12 protein-coding genes are annotated in these 16,780 nt (G+C 40.7%); 6 read left to right on the top strand and 6 right to left on the bottom strand.

Features of this window, described 5'->3' with window-relative positions; translation table 11 throughout:
• Positions 1-61: 61 nt before the first annotated feature.
• Positions 62-1,210, top strand: a complete 1,149-nt coding sequence (locus tag MUCPA_RS17815) for a glycosyltransferase family 4 protein (protein WP_008508271.1) — start codon at positions 62-64, stop codon at positions 1,208-1,210.
• A gap of 195 nt (positions 1,211-1,405) precedes the next feature.
• Here the strand turns inward: MUCPA_RS17815 and MUCPA_RS17810 are convergent, their stop codons facing one another.
• Positions 1,406-3,862, bottom strand: a complete 2,457-nt coding sequence (locus tag MUCPA_RS17810) for an ATP-binding protein (RefSeq protein ID WP_008508270.1) — start codon at positions 3,860-3,862, stop codon at positions 1,406-1,408.
• 11 nt (positions 3,863-3,873) lie between these two features.
• Entirely contained in the window at positions 3,874-5,220 is a 1,347-nt protein-coding gene (locus MUCPA_RS17805; protein WP_008508269.1) for a sigma-54-dependent transcriptional regulator, read from the bottom strand.
• A 372-nt stretch (positions 5,221-5,592) separates the two neighbouring features.
• On the opposite strand from MUCPA_RS17805, the gene MUCPA_RS17800 reads away from it, so the two are divergent.
• Positions 5,593-6,807 (top strand): acyltransferase family protein, encoded by a 1,215-nt coding sequence (locus MUCPA_RS17800; RefSeq protein ID WP_008508267.1) that lies wholly within the window; start codon positions 5,593-5,595, stop codon positions 6,805-6,807.
• Positions 6,808-6,824: 17 nt separating this feature from the next.
• Here MUCPA_RS17800 and MUCPA_RS17795 read toward each other — a convergent pair whose 3' ends face one another.
• The 4 genes from MUCPA_RS17795 to MUCPA_RS17780 all read right to left on the bottom strand — a co-directional run bounded on the left by MUCPA_RS17795 (position 6,825) and on the right by MUCPA_RS17780 (position 11,496).
• A complete protein-coding gene (locus tag MUCPA_RS17795) occupies positions 6,825-8,357 on the bottom strand; it encodes an ATP-binding protein (protein ID WP_008508266.1) in 1,533 nt (510 codons plus the stop codon).
• Between the two features lie 6 nt (positions 8,358-8,363).
• Positions 8,364-9,506: an FIST signal transduction protein gene (locus tag MUCPA_RS17790; RefSeq protein ID WP_008508265.1), complete on the bottom strand. Its 1,143-nt coding sequence runs from the start codon at positions 9,504-9,506 to the stop codon at positions 8,364-8,366.
• Between the two features lie 249 nt (positions 9,507-9,755).
• Positions 9,756-10,187 carry an Hsp20/alpha crystallin family protein gene (locus MUCPA_RS17785; protein WP_008508263.1) on the bottom strand — a complete coding sequence of 144 codons (432 nt, stop codon included), beginning with the start codon at positions 10,185-10,187 and terminating at the stop codon, positions 9,756-9,758.
• Between the two features lie 64 nt (positions 10,188-10,251).
• Positions 10,252-11,496, bottom strand: a complete 1,245-nt coding sequence (locus tag MUCPA_RS17780; protein WP_040626121.1) for a PAS domain-containing sensor histidine kinase — start codon at positions 11,494-11,496, stop codon at positions 10,252-10,254.
• A gap of 531 nt (positions 11,497-12,027) precedes the next feature.
• Between MUCPA_RS17780 and MUCPA_RS17775 the strand changes: the two genes are divergently transcribed.
• The 4 genes from MUCPA_RS17775 (at position 12,028) to hemN (ending at position 16,742) form a co-directional block, all read left to right on the top strand.
• Positions 12,028-13,218, top strand: coding sequence for a PAS domain-containing sensor histidine kinase (locus tag MUCPA_RS17775; RefSeq protein ID WP_040626119.1), 1,191 nt, complete (start codon positions 12,028-12,030; stop codon positions 13,216-13,218).
• Positions 13,211-14,263 (top strand): response regulator, encoded by a 1,053-nt coding sequence (locus MUCPA_RS17770; RefSeq protein WP_008508260.1) that lies wholly within the window; start codon positions 13,211-13,213, stop codon positions 14,261-14,263. Before MUCPA_RS17775 ends, MUCPA_RS17770 begins: the two co-directional genes overlap by 8 nt.
• 81 nt (positions 14,264-14,344) lie before the next feature.
• Positions 14,345-15,367 (top strand): 2-hydroxyacid dehydrogenase, encoded by a 1,023-nt coding sequence (locus MUCPA_RS17765; RefSeq protein ID WP_008508259.1) that lies wholly within the window; start codon positions 14,345-14,347, stop codon positions 15,365-15,367.
• A gap of 10 nt (positions 15,368-15,377) precedes the next feature.
• Positions 15,378-16,742: an oxygen-independent coproporphyrinogen III oxidase gene (gene hemN, locus MUCPA_RS17760; RefSeq protein ID WP_008508258.1), complete on the top strand. Its 1,365-nt coding sequence runs from the start codon at positions 15,378-15,380 to the stop codon at positions 16,740-16,742.
• Positions 16,743-16,780 lie beyond the last annotated feature (38 nt).

Below are 16,780 nucleotides of genomic sequence, written 5' to 3'. Positions count from 1 at the left end.
CAACTTAAATCCATGGCACAGCATTAGCAATTACCCTTGCAATTACAAGCTATAAAAAAATATGAAAAGGGTAATTGCAGTAAAAATCTCAAACAAATACGGCGAAGATGCCGAAATTTTTAATCAATCGTTGATAAGTTTGGTGAAAGATGGTTTCCACGTTGATTTGATCACGAGCGAGCCCAGCAATACCCTGAGGTTCTCGGATAAAGTAAAAAAACACCTGGTGCGTAACCATCAAACAAACAACGGCTTTCTTAAAGTTATCTATTATTTGATATCACAGCTACAGTTATTTTTTATGGTGCTTAAAATGTCAAAGCCTGGTGACACTGTTTATGTCAGTTCCACCAGTCCGTTTATTGCAGCGCTTGCTGCTAAAATCAACAGCGCTAAAGTTTTTTACCATATCCAGAACACTCCCGTACATCCCGACCTGAAAGATAAATTTCTGATTTACATGACTAACATTACCGCCAACCATGTCATTTTTACTTCGGCCAGCCTTAAACTCCGTTTGAATTTAACGGTAAAAAAACAGACCGTTATTTACCATACGCCTTCGGCTGACTTTATCAGAAACAGGATTGCGCCCGAAACTAATTACACCAATAAGCCTTTTGCCGTAGTAATGATAACGCCCCTAAAGGCCTACAAAGGTATTGCCGAATTTGTAAAACTGGCTAAACAATTACCTGATATGTTATTTGAGTTGGTTATTACCAGTGATTTTGACCAGGTAAAAAACTTCGAACCGCTAAATACCAAACTACCTAACTTGTATATTTTTAACAAAACGGCAAACTTCCAATCGTTTTTTGATTTAGCAAGTGTGGTTATTAATCTGTCCGACACCGATCAGTATCTGGAATCGTTTGATGTTAACATTCTGCGCGCAATGTACTACGGCAAACCTGTTATTGTGCCGGAACATGGCGGCTTGATAGAATTGATTAATCCTAAAAAACATGGTATAGCGATGGATAGTAAAAATCTGGATGTGATAGCCCATGCCCTAAGAGTGTTAAGTACAGACCAACTACTATACAATCAAATATCAACGGCATGTTTGAAGCATGCCGCATTATTTACTCCCGACAGGTTCAATAAACAAATTTCATCATTGTTCAATGGCCATATGCAGGTGGTTTATAGTAACCTGGATCAATTATTCGGCAATAAATTTTTATCTACTGCTTCATTAAATTAAAAACCCTAATTCCCCTTATATTTAAATTGACGCGGTTAATTACATTAACCGCGTTTTTTCCATTTACGAGCTTTAATCTCATTTCTCTCTTACTATCAAATGCAGCTTTGCTATCAGGTCAAAAGCTATGCCTAAGTTTGAAATTTTGAATCCAGGTACAGGTACTGATCAACCTAACATCACCTCTTGGTTATGCTATTGCTTGGCTAAATCGGCCTCTATCACATTGATAACCTCCCGCAATTTATCCTGAAGTATTTTCACAATCCTGGTAAGCTCATCGTTTGCCCCACCTTCCCAGTTCTGCACTTTCAATATCCATTGGCTTAAGCCATGCATTTTAAGGTAGTTTACACTTGGCTTTATTTTATGGGCAAGCGCCTTTAATCTAACTAAATCTTTTTCGTTTAAGGCCTCATCAATCTGAGCTAAACTTTCGTTGCCTTGTTTAATAAACATTAACAGCATCCGGTTTACAAATGCCGAATCGGCTCCTGCTGTTTGTTTTAGAGTTTCCAAACTATAAAGTTCCCCTTCGGCACGTTTTATTTCTGTAGCACCTCTTTGGTTAGCAGGCTTATTTTTTAGCACCGAGCATATCAGGTTAATTAAATATTTTTCTTCAAAAGGCTTGGTAATATACTCATTCATACCGGCCTCGTAGCATTTAATATCCTCACCTTTAATGGCATTGGCCGTAAGCGCAATAATGGGTACTGCCGACTTTAATGTTTGCCTGATATACCTGCTCGCCTCAAATCCATTCATTACAGGCATTTGCACGTCCATAACAATCAAATCGAAGTTTTTCTCCTGTACCATCTGGGTAGCTATCTTTCCGTTCCAGGCTTCGGTAACAACGGCCCCATAGGTGTTAAGTATCGTACTGGCCAGTAAACGGTTAAATTCATTATCTTCTACTAATAAAATTTCACGGTTAATAAGCGCCCTGTAATTTTGTTTAACCTCAACGCTGCCATCGCTTAGCTGTGATACAGACTCAATTTTACCAGTAGGCAACAATAGCGTGAAAGAGATTACTGTGCCTAAACCCTTTGTACTCTCAACATGTATTTTACCGCCCATTAACTCAACCAGTTGCCTTGATATGCTCAAACCAAGCCCGGTTCCACCATGTTTACGCGTTATACTGGCATCCTCCTGGCTAAAATTTGTGAAAATATGTTTAAGATACTCGGGTTCCATACCAACGCCTGTATCTTTTACCGTAAATTGTATTTCATTTACATCTTTTTGTTGATCAACTAATTTACACCACACTTCTATACCGCCTTTTTCTGTAAATTTAATGGCATTGCCTACTAAATTTAATAGTACCTGGTTTATCCGATATGGGTCGCCCATTAATACCGGCGGTACATGAACGCTCGTGGTGGCATCAAACTCCAAGCCCTTTTCTTCTGTTTTATATCTCAGTACGCCCTCTAATTGTTTGATTAAATCGGCAAGATTAAACTCTATATTTTCTATTTGTATCTGTCCGGCTTCAATTTTAGTAAGGTCGAGGATATCATTGATAATAACGATCAGGTTTTCAGCGGATTTAATAATTGCCTCGGTATATGTTCTTTGCTGACTATTTTGTGTGGTTTTTGTTAATAACCTGCTTAAACCCAATATGGCGTTTATAGGCGTCCTGATTTCGTGGCTCATGTTAGCCAAAAATATTTCTTTAGCCCTGGATGATTCTTCAGCTATTTTTTTGGCTTCGATCAAATCACTCTCCAGGCGTTTTTGCCCGGTAATGTCAAGGTGTATGCCGATGGATCCGGTTAATTTTTTTTGATCATCATATAAGGGCGCCCCGCTAATCAGCATCCATTTATGATCACCAGCTTTAGTTTTAATTTTCAATTCATAAGCATCAGATATACCTTGTTTACGAAGCTCTCTTTTTTCCTTCATCGATTCCTCGTCCCGGTTTCCCAGAAATAGTTTGGCGGCATTTACACCAATCAGCTCGTTAGGTAAAAATCCGGTAATATCACAAAAACTTTGGTTGGCAAAAATGATGCATTCCTCGGTATCAACTTCCAGCAGGCCCAGATTCATGTTTTCAATAATCCTTCTGTATTTTTCTTCACGGCGCCTTATGGCATCCTGGGCAATTTTTTGTTCTGTTATATCCAGGTATTTCCATAGGTGGCCAATGTAGTTGCCGGCAATATTGATGGGGATAAAATCTCTGTTCAAAATACGCCCGTCTTTCAATTCAAGCACATCGCCAACAGCGGTCTTTCTATCTTTCAACAAGTTCTCAATACGCACAACAAACCCGGCCTCGTCTTTAAAATGAAACTTTGACTCCTCGGCAGACCCTCTGCAATCAAGTCCAACAAGGCTCTGCGGATCGGCTTTCAAGTTGAACATTTTGCAAAACGAAGCATTAGCCAACACTATTTTCCGGTTTTCATCTTCCAGCAAAACAGCCTCGTTTAAGTTTGAAATAGTGGCCGAAAGCCTGAAAACGGTTTCAGCGAGATGGCTATCTGCATCACGCTTATCGCCTAACCCGTTGCAGGCGGGCAAACCAGAATTTTTTGCAAGGGCAAGCTCCTGGTTTAACCTGGTAATTTCCAACTGCTGACGATCAATTTGTTTTTTTAGTAGGCTGATATCATCGGTTTCCATAAACAAAGGGATTATAGCTCCTGTTGCTGTATCATTTTATAAATGGTAGATTTACCTATATCCAGTTTACGGGCAACTATAGCAATATTTTCGTCATACTTATTGAGGTAATATTGTATAATTTGCTGTGTATACTCTTTAAGGGTTTTTTCTTGTGCTAAAAAATCACCATTTTTCACGGTCGGCAAAAAGGTGATATCTGTTTCCTTAATTTCCGGGCCGTCGCACATAATAGCTGCAAGCTCGATAATGGTTTTTAACTCCCGAATATTACCTGGGTAACTATAGGATGACAGCTTTTGCCTGGCTCCTGCGGAGATGGATTTTGAAGGCATTTTATTTTCTTTACAAAACTGGTCAAGAAAAAATTTAGATAAGAACATGATGTCTCCACCTCTTGACCGTAGCGGCGGCAGAGCAATGGGCAAACCAATAACGCGATAATAAAGATCTTCCCTAAACTTGCCTTTGGCCACCTCTTCGGCTAAATCTTTATGGGTAGCAACAATGATGCGTACATCAAGAATTATTTTTTCGCTTCCGCCAACCCGCTGCAGTGTGCGCTCCTGTAAAACCCTCAGCAATTTACTTTGAACGGCCATGTCCAACTCCCCTATCTCATCTAAAAAAAGCGTCCCGTGGTTAGCCTCCTCAAATTTGCCTGTTTTACGGCCAATAGCTCCTGTAAAAGCGCCCTTTTCGTGTCCAAATAATTCGCTCTCCATCAGCTCAGTTGGAATAGCAGCCATGTTGATGGCTACAAACGGCTTTTCACGCCTGTCCGAGTTCATGTGGATGGCTTTGGCCACCAGCTCTTTGCCTGTACCAGTTTCGCCTGTTATCGAAACGTTGATCACCGTTTTAGCCGCCTTTTCCATCAGCGCAAATATTTTTAATATAGCGGGACTGTTTCCTTTAATCAGGTTAGTAAAGTCATACTTATCTACCAGTTGGGCGCGCAGTACCCTGATTTCTTCCTTAAGCGATATGTTTTCACGAATTTTGATAATGGCATTCCATAGCAACTCCTTGGTATTGTCGTCTTTAATAAAATAATCGGAAATGCCCATCTTGAGCAGCTCAACCGCGGTAGCTATCTTTTCCTGGGCGCTTATCACGATTACAGGCACGTAAGGCGCCGTGACACGTATTTCTTTAAAAAGCTTATCACCACTCATATCCGGTAACGAAAAATCGATGGTGATTAAATCGGGCCGTTGATAAAGGTTGTCAAGGCATTCTTTACCCGTCATGAAAACTTTAACATCATAGTCGGGGTTCATTGATAAATGATAGTGCAGTATCTGTCCATACCACTCATCATCTTCAACAATAAAAATCGTTAGCTTATTATTCATTGGGTTTAAATAACAATTGGCATACTATGTAACTTATACGGCAACGTATAAGTTATGTTGGGTTTAATACTGCTAAATTACTTATAGCGAGCGGGATTAACCCTTAATATTTCAGATATCTTTTATAATTTGATAAAAGATATGGTAATTTACTCCACTACAATAACCTACCGGTGTAAACGCCGTTTTACCATAGCTATAAATCCCGGGTACAATAAGGCAAGCATTTTAAAAATAAATGCAACCGGCTTTTTTCCATTTTATAGAAGCTTTTCTCAAAAATAGACAATAAAAAACAAATAAACAACTAATAATCAATGCTTTAAATACTGGCACATTTAATGAATATATCGCCATAAATAACCTGAAAAAATGCTCAATACTATGCAACCCGTAGCCACCACACCAAGCTTCAACTTTTTTTTGACTGCAGAAGTGCAACAAAATCCCAATTACGGTTATATCGAGCCAACCCCCTTAAGGGTATTACCTAAGCAGCCTGCACGTACAGTTGAAGCAGACAATGTTACCTTAGCTCAACAATATGCCTCAAGAATAAACATCATCAGGCTCATAGCTATAGCTTCGGTAGTTTGGGGGCATTGCCTATATAGCATAGAGCATAAAGTATTTTTTAAACAGAATGAACAAATTATCCAAACAGTTTTACTCGAAACCGGCAGAATTGGCACCGTGATGTTCTTTATAATTTCAGGATTTTTAATTAACGACAAGTTATCCCGGTTTAATCCCCTTGGTTATCTCCGTTACCGCCTGTTTTCTCTCATACTCCCCTGGGCTATTTTTTTATCGTCATTCACGTTTATCCAAACCATGCGCGAGTTAGGTCTGCAACAAATGGTACATAATCCCCATCATACAATAGTTGTTATGCTGGGTTTATTCAGAATATTCCTTTTCCACTCGGCCTATTGGTTTATACCGGTGTCCATTTTATCTGTTATGGTTTTGGTGATGTTTAAACAATATGTTAAAAACCTCTGGTTTGGCGTGCTGCTTGCCTGCGTTACTTTATTTTACGGCGTTAACCTTTATTATGCATGGATACCCGTTGATCATACCAAGGCATTTATAGGCTATATCTTTTTTTTATGGTTAGGGATGCAAATAAAAACCCACTCTGCTACAGTGCAAAATATATTAAATCATCTTTCCTGGCCGGTGTTATCGGGTTTATTGGCCTTGTTTTTTATCGCAGCTTGTTTTGAGGCCATCAAATTAAACAGCATAGGTTGTGCAGATCCTTATGCATCAATCAAAATATCCAATTCAATTCTGTCGGTAATTGCTTTCTTAACACTATTAAAATCCAGCCGGATGAAACGCCTTAACCGTTTAAATCCTCAAAATTATGTTTACGGCATTTACCTGATGCATTGCATAATTATTACCGAATTAATGCCCTATGTCAATACTTTTATAGCTCACTACAAATTCAACAATAATTTACCGGCTATGGCTCTTATACTGGGTATTGCTTTTAGCATCACCATAACCATCAATTACTTAATTATCATGATCTTAAAACGTTCGGCCCTTAGTTTTATACTGGGTATAACTCGTTAAATAAAAGTAGTACTTAGCTAATAGCCCAAGCCAATTTTGGAATACAAGGCTATTTTGCGGTATAACTCATCGGGGTTAAATGGCTTACTAATATAGTCGTTCATTCCAACCACAAATGCCTGATCTTTGATATCAAGCATAGCCGATGCAGTGAGCGCTATAATGGGTAATGTTTTAAATTTCTCATCGGGCAAGTTCCTTATCGCCACGGTAGTTTGATAGCCATCCATTTCTGGCATTTGCAGGTCCATCAAAATCATGTGATAATCGGTTGTTTGTACCAGCATCAATGCAATTTCGCCATTTTCGGCCACATCGCATTCAACATCCCACAACTGCATGTATTGTTTAGCCAATATCACGTTAATCTGGTTGTCCTCAGCTATCAATAACTTAACCCCTTTCAGGCTTTTGGTTTCAGTTTTGAGTTGGTTATTCGTGCTGTTGACCAACTTAACAGTGCTGTTTCTCATTTTCAAACTAAAATAAAAAACCGACCCCTTTCCAGGTTCGCTTTTCACCTTAATCTCGCTGTTCATTAACTCGAGCAGCCTTTTTGTTATGGTGAGCCCTAAACCTGTACCGCCAAACTTACGGGTAGTATCTGATGCGGCTTGCGTAAAGCTATCAAATATGTCGTCTAATTTATTGGCCGCTATCCCAATGCCCGTATCGATCACCTCAAAATCAACTATAGTATAATCGTCGTACTTTTTGTGGAGCGATGCAACAATGGTTACTTTACCCTCTTTGGTAAACTTCACCGCATTACTAATCAGGTTGGTTAATATCTGCCCAATCCTTACCGGGTCGCCCTTAACCACATCGGGCAGATCATGATCCATCAGGAGTTTAAGCTGGATATTTTTCTCATTGGCCTTTTGCAGCAAAGCAAGCCGAATATTGCTCACCAGATCCTTAATGCTGAAATCGGCCTCCTCAAATTCAACCCTTCCGGCCTCAATCTTACTAAAATCCAATATATCGTTAATCAGCACTAAAAGGTTTTCTGCCGAAAACTTTAACAGCTTAAGATACTCCATCTGTTCGGGCCGCGGAGAAAGTTGTAACAGCAAATGAGTGAAACCTATCACGGCGTTCATTGGCGTACGAATCTCGTGGCTCATGGTTGATAAAAACTGCGATTTAGTTAATGCAGCCTTTACAGCAATATCTTTCGATAAAATCAGTTGAGTTTCCAGCTCTTTAGCCTTATCAATCTGCTGGTGTAGAAAACCGATGATATGGATCAGGTCGTAATCGGAATCAAGTTCGGGCAACAAAGAATCGGGCGACAAAGAACTGATCGCCTTTTTTATTTCGGATATGGATTCTTGTTTTATTTCGTTCTCGCGGCGCAGGTAGCTATTAACTTCCTGGTATTCGCGCTCGCTGATCGTAAATGCATGCTCGGATATTTTTTTTGCCCTGTCAAAAGCGTGATACGAATTACTTACGCTATCTAAGAAGCTCAGTATTGCTTGGTCCTCTAAATAGCGCTCCGGAAGTAACTTTTTAATTTGTTTATTTAAAACACTATGATACTCCATAAATTATCAGATCTCTGTTAGTGTTGTAATCGTCATGGTTTGGTTGTGCAGTTCGCATTTTGACTCTGCGCTAAATGGCGATATCTCTCCGTAAGAGTAAAAGCCTGTTATGGTAACTTTACTGCCAAGCACTTCTCTGGCGGCTATCACTTCCTCGTCAGTCCGCTCCTGGAGTATCAGCTTCCGGCCAACACAGCTAACCAGTATAGCCAAATCAGGTTCATGGTGTTGGCTCCCGATGCTGCTGTAAGAGTTTGTTGCTGCAATTGACGAGGCATCTATCAGTTTATCAAAGTTGGCTTTCATTAATCTTACTTTGCTGCCTTCGGGCAGGTTACCAGCAAACGTCATTGATTTGGCTTCTTCATTAACGCTCAATATCGTTCTCACCAAATTCTCTTCGGAGCCATTGATTTTGATGGAGAGCGGGAAAAGCAAGGCCGAACCCGGTAGCTCATTCACATAATCACCCAGGTACTGCTTGTAAAGATCGAGTGCGTTTTTATGATCTATTTCGTATAATACATTTTTATCAGACCGGGTTATCGTACGCTCATGTCCAAACTCGTCCCAGCCGCCAAATGATCCATGCCCAACCAATAAACCAGAACCATAAAAACCAACAGCTATCACATTACCTTGTGACGGAATCTCGTTGAGGCCGGTAAATGTTTTTTCAAACCGGTCTGCATCACCTGCCAAACCGCCCGTAACAGGTACGTTCAGATGATTAGCTTCATTAAACCCGTTAACCAGTTCGCTACCGTTTACAAAGGTTCCGTCAGAAATTATAAAGATGCAGCGTAAATCATCCTGTGCTAACTGCTTCATCAAGAAGTTGCCGGCTTCAAAGCTGTTGTTATGTTGGTTAATGTTAGTTTTTACACATCTAACCTTGTTTTTCTCCAGCTCGACAGCCGTTGCTGCCACACTATGATCATAAACCGAGTCGTTCATTATTTCGCCTGCAGTTGACGAAAAAACAATATCTGCCTGGGGGTAGCTTGCTTTTAAATATTGGAATACCTCTGGCTTTACAATACTCTCGGACGACCCGAATGCCAAAACCAACTGGCATTTACCGGCATTTAACCCTGAGGGAGCATCATCCCATACACTATTCAAAAAAAGATGTTGTCTTGTTTGCATAACAGGCTGTCAACGGTTCAATTAAGGAACAATAAAAGTGAATAAATTTATTGATTATTAAAATAATGTTCTAATCAATAACCAATTTATATTTACCAAGTACCTTGCCATTATAGCTGTAGTTGCTGTTATTAAAGAAATAAAAAAAGCGACATAATGATTATGCCGCTTTTTCTCCTCTTAATTCAATAGTTTATTTTATCCGAGATCAGTTGGTATTAAATCTTTATACTAAACAAGCTATTAAGCCTATTCTACAACAATTTCTTTTTTTGCGCTAAAACAGCTAAAAGCTTTATCCATAGCAACGGTAAGTAAACCGTTTTTGTAATGAGCCTTAATGTTATCTTCAACTACATTATCAGGAAGAGTAAACGTACGGCTAAAAGCAGCACGCGAAAACTCTTGCCGTGCATAATTTCCATTAACTTCACTTTTCTCGTCACTGGTTTCGGCAATTATTGTCATCAGGCCATTTTCGGTAGTAATTTTAAAATCCTCTTTTTCAAAGCCGGGTGCAGCTATTTCAAGCTCATAGGTTTTTTTCGAGTCGCGGATGTTAACAGGCGGAAACCATTGGTCGGCATGGGCCGCGCCTGTAAAAACCTTGTCAGTATTCCAAAAATCCTCCATTCTGGCTCCATGAGGTGAAGTGCCGTTTGATTTTATTAAAGTTGACATAGCAGTTGATTTTATTTTGTGATATAAAGGTCTGTTATTTAAAAATGAGCTATCATGACAATAATCAACACGAACTATGATCCTCGTCACAAACACAAACTCGGCTGTAATTTGCTTTTTTCTTTGCTATGGGGAACGATATGGTAAACACAGATCCCTGGTTTTCAACACTTTCAAACCTAACAAAGCCATTCATCATATCGGCATAACGCTTAACTATATTTAAGCCTAAACCGGTGCCCTGGATACCGGTTGTATTTTGAGCCCTAAAAAAAGCCTCAAAAAGGTTAGCCTGATCGTTCGCAGGTATACCTATGCCATTATCGCGCACGCGCAAATGGTACATTTTAGAGTTGATAATGGTTTCGATATGAATAAAAGCATCTTCGCCCGAATATTTGATAGCGTTTGTAAGCAAATTAATCAGGCAATGCCTTAATAGCGTGCAATCAAGAGAAACTGTTGTGGTATCACCCTTATGCTTGTATCTTATCTTTTGTTTGGGTTTGGATTGGGTGCCTACTTCGGCCATAACCTCCAAACACATCTCGCGGATATCAAATTCCTTAAAACACGACTTTAATTTACCGGCTTCTATTTTTTCCACAGATAAAAAATCATCCAAAATCGCGGTCAATTCGCCCACCGAAACTTTAATTTTTTTTAAATGGCTCAATACCTTTTGCTTATCCTGGCGGTTATAATAATACTCAATTAACGAAGCCGAAAGCTGTATGCCGCTTAAAGGCGTTCTAAACTCGTGCGAAGCCATTGAAACAAACCTCGTTTTTAAGCGATTAACTTCCCTCTCCTTCTGTAGCGAAATATTTACCTCATCTTTAGCCTGCTCCAGTGTATGCACTATATTTTTCAGAAATCCGGTTCGCTCTTCAACTACAGCCTCCAGTTTATTGGTGTATTTTTGCAATTTTTCTTCGGCTTCTTTTTCCAGGCTCAGATCGTGAATGATACCAATATATACCTGTTGATCCTCGTGGCTGGCCTCGCCTACTGCGAGCCTTGCCGGAAAAACGATACCGCCTTTTTTTACCGCTTTAACCTCCCTGCCCTTTCCTATAATAGCGGCTTGCCCTGTTAGCTCGTAGCGCTCTACATATCCGGCATGCCGAGCACCTTCAGGCGCTTGCATCAGCATACTCACATTCTTTCCGCACAGCTCATCGCTGGTGTATCCGAATAACAAACAAGCCGAGGGGTTAACACACCTGATCAAACCATTTTTATTGATGACGACAATGCCATCAACCACGTTTTCAATAACGGCCTTAAATAAAGCTGCGTCTTTCATAATTGGAGTCAAATTGCTGTGCTGAGAAACCATGATGCATTTACTTGTGTTTAAAAGCCTCATGTGGCCTACTAATTGCCGAGCCATCAATACCGGAGCCATTATTTAACAAGTTTTTCCGGTATTCTCTCGAAATACTTAACGGTACCCCACCAGGGATTTATACACTGACTAACCCCGGCCAATGATTGTATGTGTAAAAAACAACCAGCTGCCAAGCCTCACCAACACTACAGTATACATGCTTGTGGGCCCAAAAGGTTTTCAACATCAATTTTCACACGAAAATATGCGGGTATCCCCCTTTAAAAAATGATAACTTCAACGTAAAAAGGTGATGCCCATCATTCAACTGTTTTACTACAACAAACCGCGTAAAACGGGTAGTTAAAAACATTTAAGTATATTTAAACTAAAATATTGAACATAAAAGTGAGCAATGTCACTTTCTACCTTGAAAATAATTACATTCTGTATGCTCTACATTTTTGATATTTGCCAAAGGATATTATTGTCAACATATTACCAGTTATGGAAAATGCCGCCCTGCTAACCGCTATTATACAAAATGCTATTGATGGCATTATTACCATTGATGAAAGGGGGCGCATAGAGTCTATAAATCCTGCAGCTTGCAAACTCTTTCAGCATGTGCCAGAAGATGTGATTGGTAAAAATATATCCATGTTAATGCCCCCGCCGGACAGCGAGCGCCACGACGACTATCTCAATCGTTACAACAATACGGGCAAACCCCATATTATCGGTATCGGGCGCGAGGTAAAGGGCTTGCGCAAGGATGGCACAGAGTTTCCGTTCAGATTAGGAGTTAGCGAGGTGCAGTACTCCGGGCGAAAAATTTATACTGGTATTATTCACGATCTGAGCCGCGAAAAAGAGGCTGAAGAAACCTTAAGAGAATATGCCATGCGCCTGGAAGAGCTTGTGGAGATACGTACACAATCATTAAAAAAAACCGTTGAGGCCTTACAGCAAGCTAAAGAGGAAGTAAGCTTATCGCTCGAAAAGGAGAAAGAACTGAGCCAACTCAAAAGCCGCTTTGTGTCTATGGCTTCGCACGAGTTTAGAACGCCTTTAAGCGCAGTACAGCTATCGGCCTCGTTGATAGATAAATATGCGCAGCCGTTTGATAATCCCAACATAGCTAAGCATGTTGCCAAAATAAAAAATGCTGTAGGGAATTTAACAACGATATTAAACGATTTCCTGTCGTTGGAGAAACTGGAGGCTGGCAAGGTTGAACCATCGTTCCATAATTTTGACCTGGTTAAACTTTCCGAAGAAATAACTGAAGAAATGCAGATGGTAGCCAAGCAAAACCAAAACATCATCTACCAGCATACCGGCATATCAAGCACCGTTAAGTTAGATCCTAACCTGTTAAAAAACTGCATTATTAATCTTATCGCCAACGCGATCAAATATTCTGGAGAGAATACTTTTATTGAGTTCAATACCGAGATAAATGATCATCATTGCATAGTAACTATCAAAGATAATGGGATAGGTATCCCTGAAGCTGATCAAAAACATTTGTTTGAGGCATTTTTCAGGGCGCATAACACAGGCAACATACCAGGCACAGGCCTGGGTTTAAATATTATAGCCCGTTATACCGATTTGATGAAGGGCAAAATTAACTTTAAAAGCAGCGTTAACCAGGGCACATCGTTTACTATCTTATTTCCACAAAATGAATAAAAAAGTACTGATCATTGAAGATAATAATGACATTCGGGAGAATGTAGTAGAAATACTGGAATTAGCTAACTACGAGGTTTACGAAGCCAATAATGGCAAAAAAGGCGTAGATCTGGCAGTTAAAAACTTGCCTGACATTATTTTGTGCGATATTATGATGCCCGAGCTGGATGGTTACGGTGTACTATACATGTTGAATAAAAACCCCGAAACTGCAACTATACCCTTTATATTTTTAACCGCCAAAGCCGAGCGCGTTGACCTGCGCAAAGGCATGGAAATGGGTGCCGATGATTACCTTACCAAACCGTTTGATGATATGGATCTTTTAAATGCCATTGAAAGCAGGTTAAAGAAAAAGGTAATTCAAAAAAACTTCTATAGTAAATCATTGGATAACTTAAGCACACTGGTTTCTAAAAACAATGGCCTTGCCGAATTGAAGAAGATTATCCAGGAGCGTAAATACCGCCAGTTTAAAAAAAACCAGGTAATATATTATGAGGGCGATAAAGGCAATGGCCTTTACCTGATATTGAGCGGCAGGGTAAAAACCATTAAACTGGCCGAAGACGGACGTGAACTGATGACAGGCATTTACGTGGCCGACAATTACCTTGGTATACATGCCATGCTGGCTAATGAAGCCTACTCTGATACGGCAACCGCTTTAGAGGATAGTTCGCTTTGCCTGATACCAAAGGATTTGCTTGAGCCGTTATTAAATTTATATCCCGATGTGGCACGCGAGTTTATCAAACTGCTTGCAAGTGATATCCGCGAAAAAGAAGATCAATTACTGCAGTTAGCCTACCACTCGGTACGAAAAAGAATGGCCGAAGCGATGCTCAGGCTACACAAACAGCATGATGGAAACATTGAAAGCTTTAAAATAACGAGGGAAGACCTGGCCGCAATGGCCGGTATGGCCACCGAAACAGTTAGCCGTACCCTTTCGGATTTTAAAGACGAAGGGCTGATTGATAAAAAAGGGAGCACGATTACGATACTGGATGCGGTACGACTTTCTAAAATGAAAAACTGACATAGATCACTTTTCTTACTGACACTGCTCACGCCGTGGCAAAGCCATTACCGATAACTTTGCTATACAAAAAAATTGCGGATGAAAGCGGTAGCATACAGTATAAAACCTTTTGAGAAGGAATTTTTGGCCAAGGCCAATCAAAAAAAACACGATATTACCTTAATATCAAACCCATTGAGCCTTGATACCGTTTCCTTTGCCGAAGGTAAAAATGCTGTAATTGTGTTTAGTAATGATGATGTTTCGGCGCCGGTAATTGAAAAATTAGCGGCGTTGGGCATTAAATATATTGCTACCCGCACTGCAGATACCGAACATATTGATACCGCATCAGCTACCCGTTTGGGCATAAAAATATCAAACGTACCCAGCTATCCGCCAGATGCTATTGCCGAGCATGCCGTAGCGCTTGCCTTTGCCCTTAACCGCCATTTAATTACTGCCGATCAGCATAGCCATCTTTTCGATTTCAGGAACGACGATTTGGTAGGCTTCAACTTCGCTGATAAAACAGTTGGCATTATAGGTATGGGTAATATCGGGCAGTTGGTATCCAAAATATTTAGTGGCTTAGGCTGCAAAGTATTAGGTTACGATATACACTACCCCGAAACAGCTCAATATGCCGAACGCGTAACACTGGCTAACCTGCTCACCTCGGCTGATATTATTTCGTTACATGTGCCGCTTACTCCGTTTACAAGGCATATCATCAATAAAGACACACTTGACCAAATGAAGGATGGCGTGATGCTCATCAACACATCTAAAGGGGCCGTAATTGATACCATAGATGTGATGGAAGCATTAGATAGCGGCAAAATCGGTTACCTGGGCCTCGATGTTTATGAGTACGAAAATGGTTTGTTTTTTGAAGATCACGAGGATGATACCATAAAAGATACCGTGCTGCAAACTTTAATGCGGCATAAAAATGTATTGGTTACGCCACACCAGGCTTACTTAACTAAAGAAACCCTGCAAACTATTGCAAACCAAACCATCAGCAACCTGGATTTATGGCAGCAAAATAAATGTGTGGGCGATGCCTGTGTTTGTTCAAAAAACTGCCAGGCTATCCCGGTAAATAAAAAAGAATAATACGGTAATTATGGTGGATCAATATTTGGCCGGCAAATACAATGTAGCGGCTCCGCGTTATACCAGTTACCCTACTATGCCTTATTGGGATACGGCTGCATTTAGCCTAACGGGCTGGGAAGATTCTGTTAAACTATCTTTTAAAGAGAGCAATGGCACCGACGGACTGAGCTTGTACATACACCTGCCCTTTTGCGAAAGCCTTTGCACTTATTGCGGTTGCAACACCCGCATTACCAAAAACCATACTGTTGAAATACCCTATATTGACGCGGTATTAACGGAATGGGCTATGTATCTGCAAATGATGGACGAAAAACCGGTTATCCGCGAGATCCATTTAGGCGGAGGCACACCAACTTTTTTTAGCGCCGATAATTTAAACGATCTGATTAAAGGCCTGCTGAAGGATAGCGTAGTACATCCCAGGGCTGAGTTTAGTTTTGAGGCCCATCCGGCTAATACTTCTTTCGACCATCTGCAAACCCTATACGAGCTTGGCTTTACCCGTTTAAGCCTGGGCATACAGGATTTTGACCCGAAGGTGCAGTTCATCATCAATCGCGATCAAAGTGTGGAGCAGGTAACCGCCATAACGCAGCAGGCGAGGCAAATAGGATATACCTCAATTAATTACGACCTGATTTACGGCCTGCCCTTACAAACGGTGGAGGGCCTGATCAATACACTTGAAATCGTATCGAAATTAATGCCCGACCGGATAGCATTTTACAGCTATGCGCATGTACCCTGGATAAAACCCGGGCAAAGGCGTTTTACAGAACAAGACCTCCCCAACGCCGAAGCCAAAACCAGGCTACACAAAATTGGCGTTAGCCTGTTCAAAAGCTATGGCTATCATGAAATAGGGATGGACCACTTTGCCTTACCAGACGATGAGCTTTTTATGGCCGAAAAGTCGGGTAATTTGCATCGTAACTTTATGGGTTATACCCAACAGCATACCCGGCTATTAATCGGTTTGGGGGTATCATCAATCAGTGATTCATACAACGCGTTTGCTCAAAATGTTAAAACTGTTGAAGAGTACCTGCAACTGGTAAATAGCGGCAAGCTACCTGTTTTTAAAGGGCATTTGCTCACCGATGACGACTTGATTATCCGCCAGCATATTCTGGATATCATGTGTAAGGGCCATACCGAATGGCATCATTTAGCAGTTCCAAGCCATGCTGTAGCCGAAGGCATACAGCGGTTGCAGGTCCTGGCCAATGACGGGCTGATTGAGCTAAGCCCCGGCGGCCTTACCGTAACACCGCTGGGTAAAGGCTTCCTGCGCAATATTTGCATGGCGCTTGATGCGCGGTTGTGGGCCAATGTACCTACCACACAGCTCTTCAGCATGGCTGTGTAAGGTTTGACTGCGGTTAATGTGCAGTTCCCCCAATCTGT

The organism is Mucilaginibacter paludis DSM 18603, assembly GCF_000166195.2.
Lineage (GTDB): Bacteria > Bacteroidota > Bacteroidia > Sphingobacteriales > Sphingobacteriaceae > Mucilaginibacter > Mucilaginibacter paludis.
Note: the sequence above shows the minus strand (reverse complement) of the source record. Positions and strands in the feature narration are given on the sequence as shown.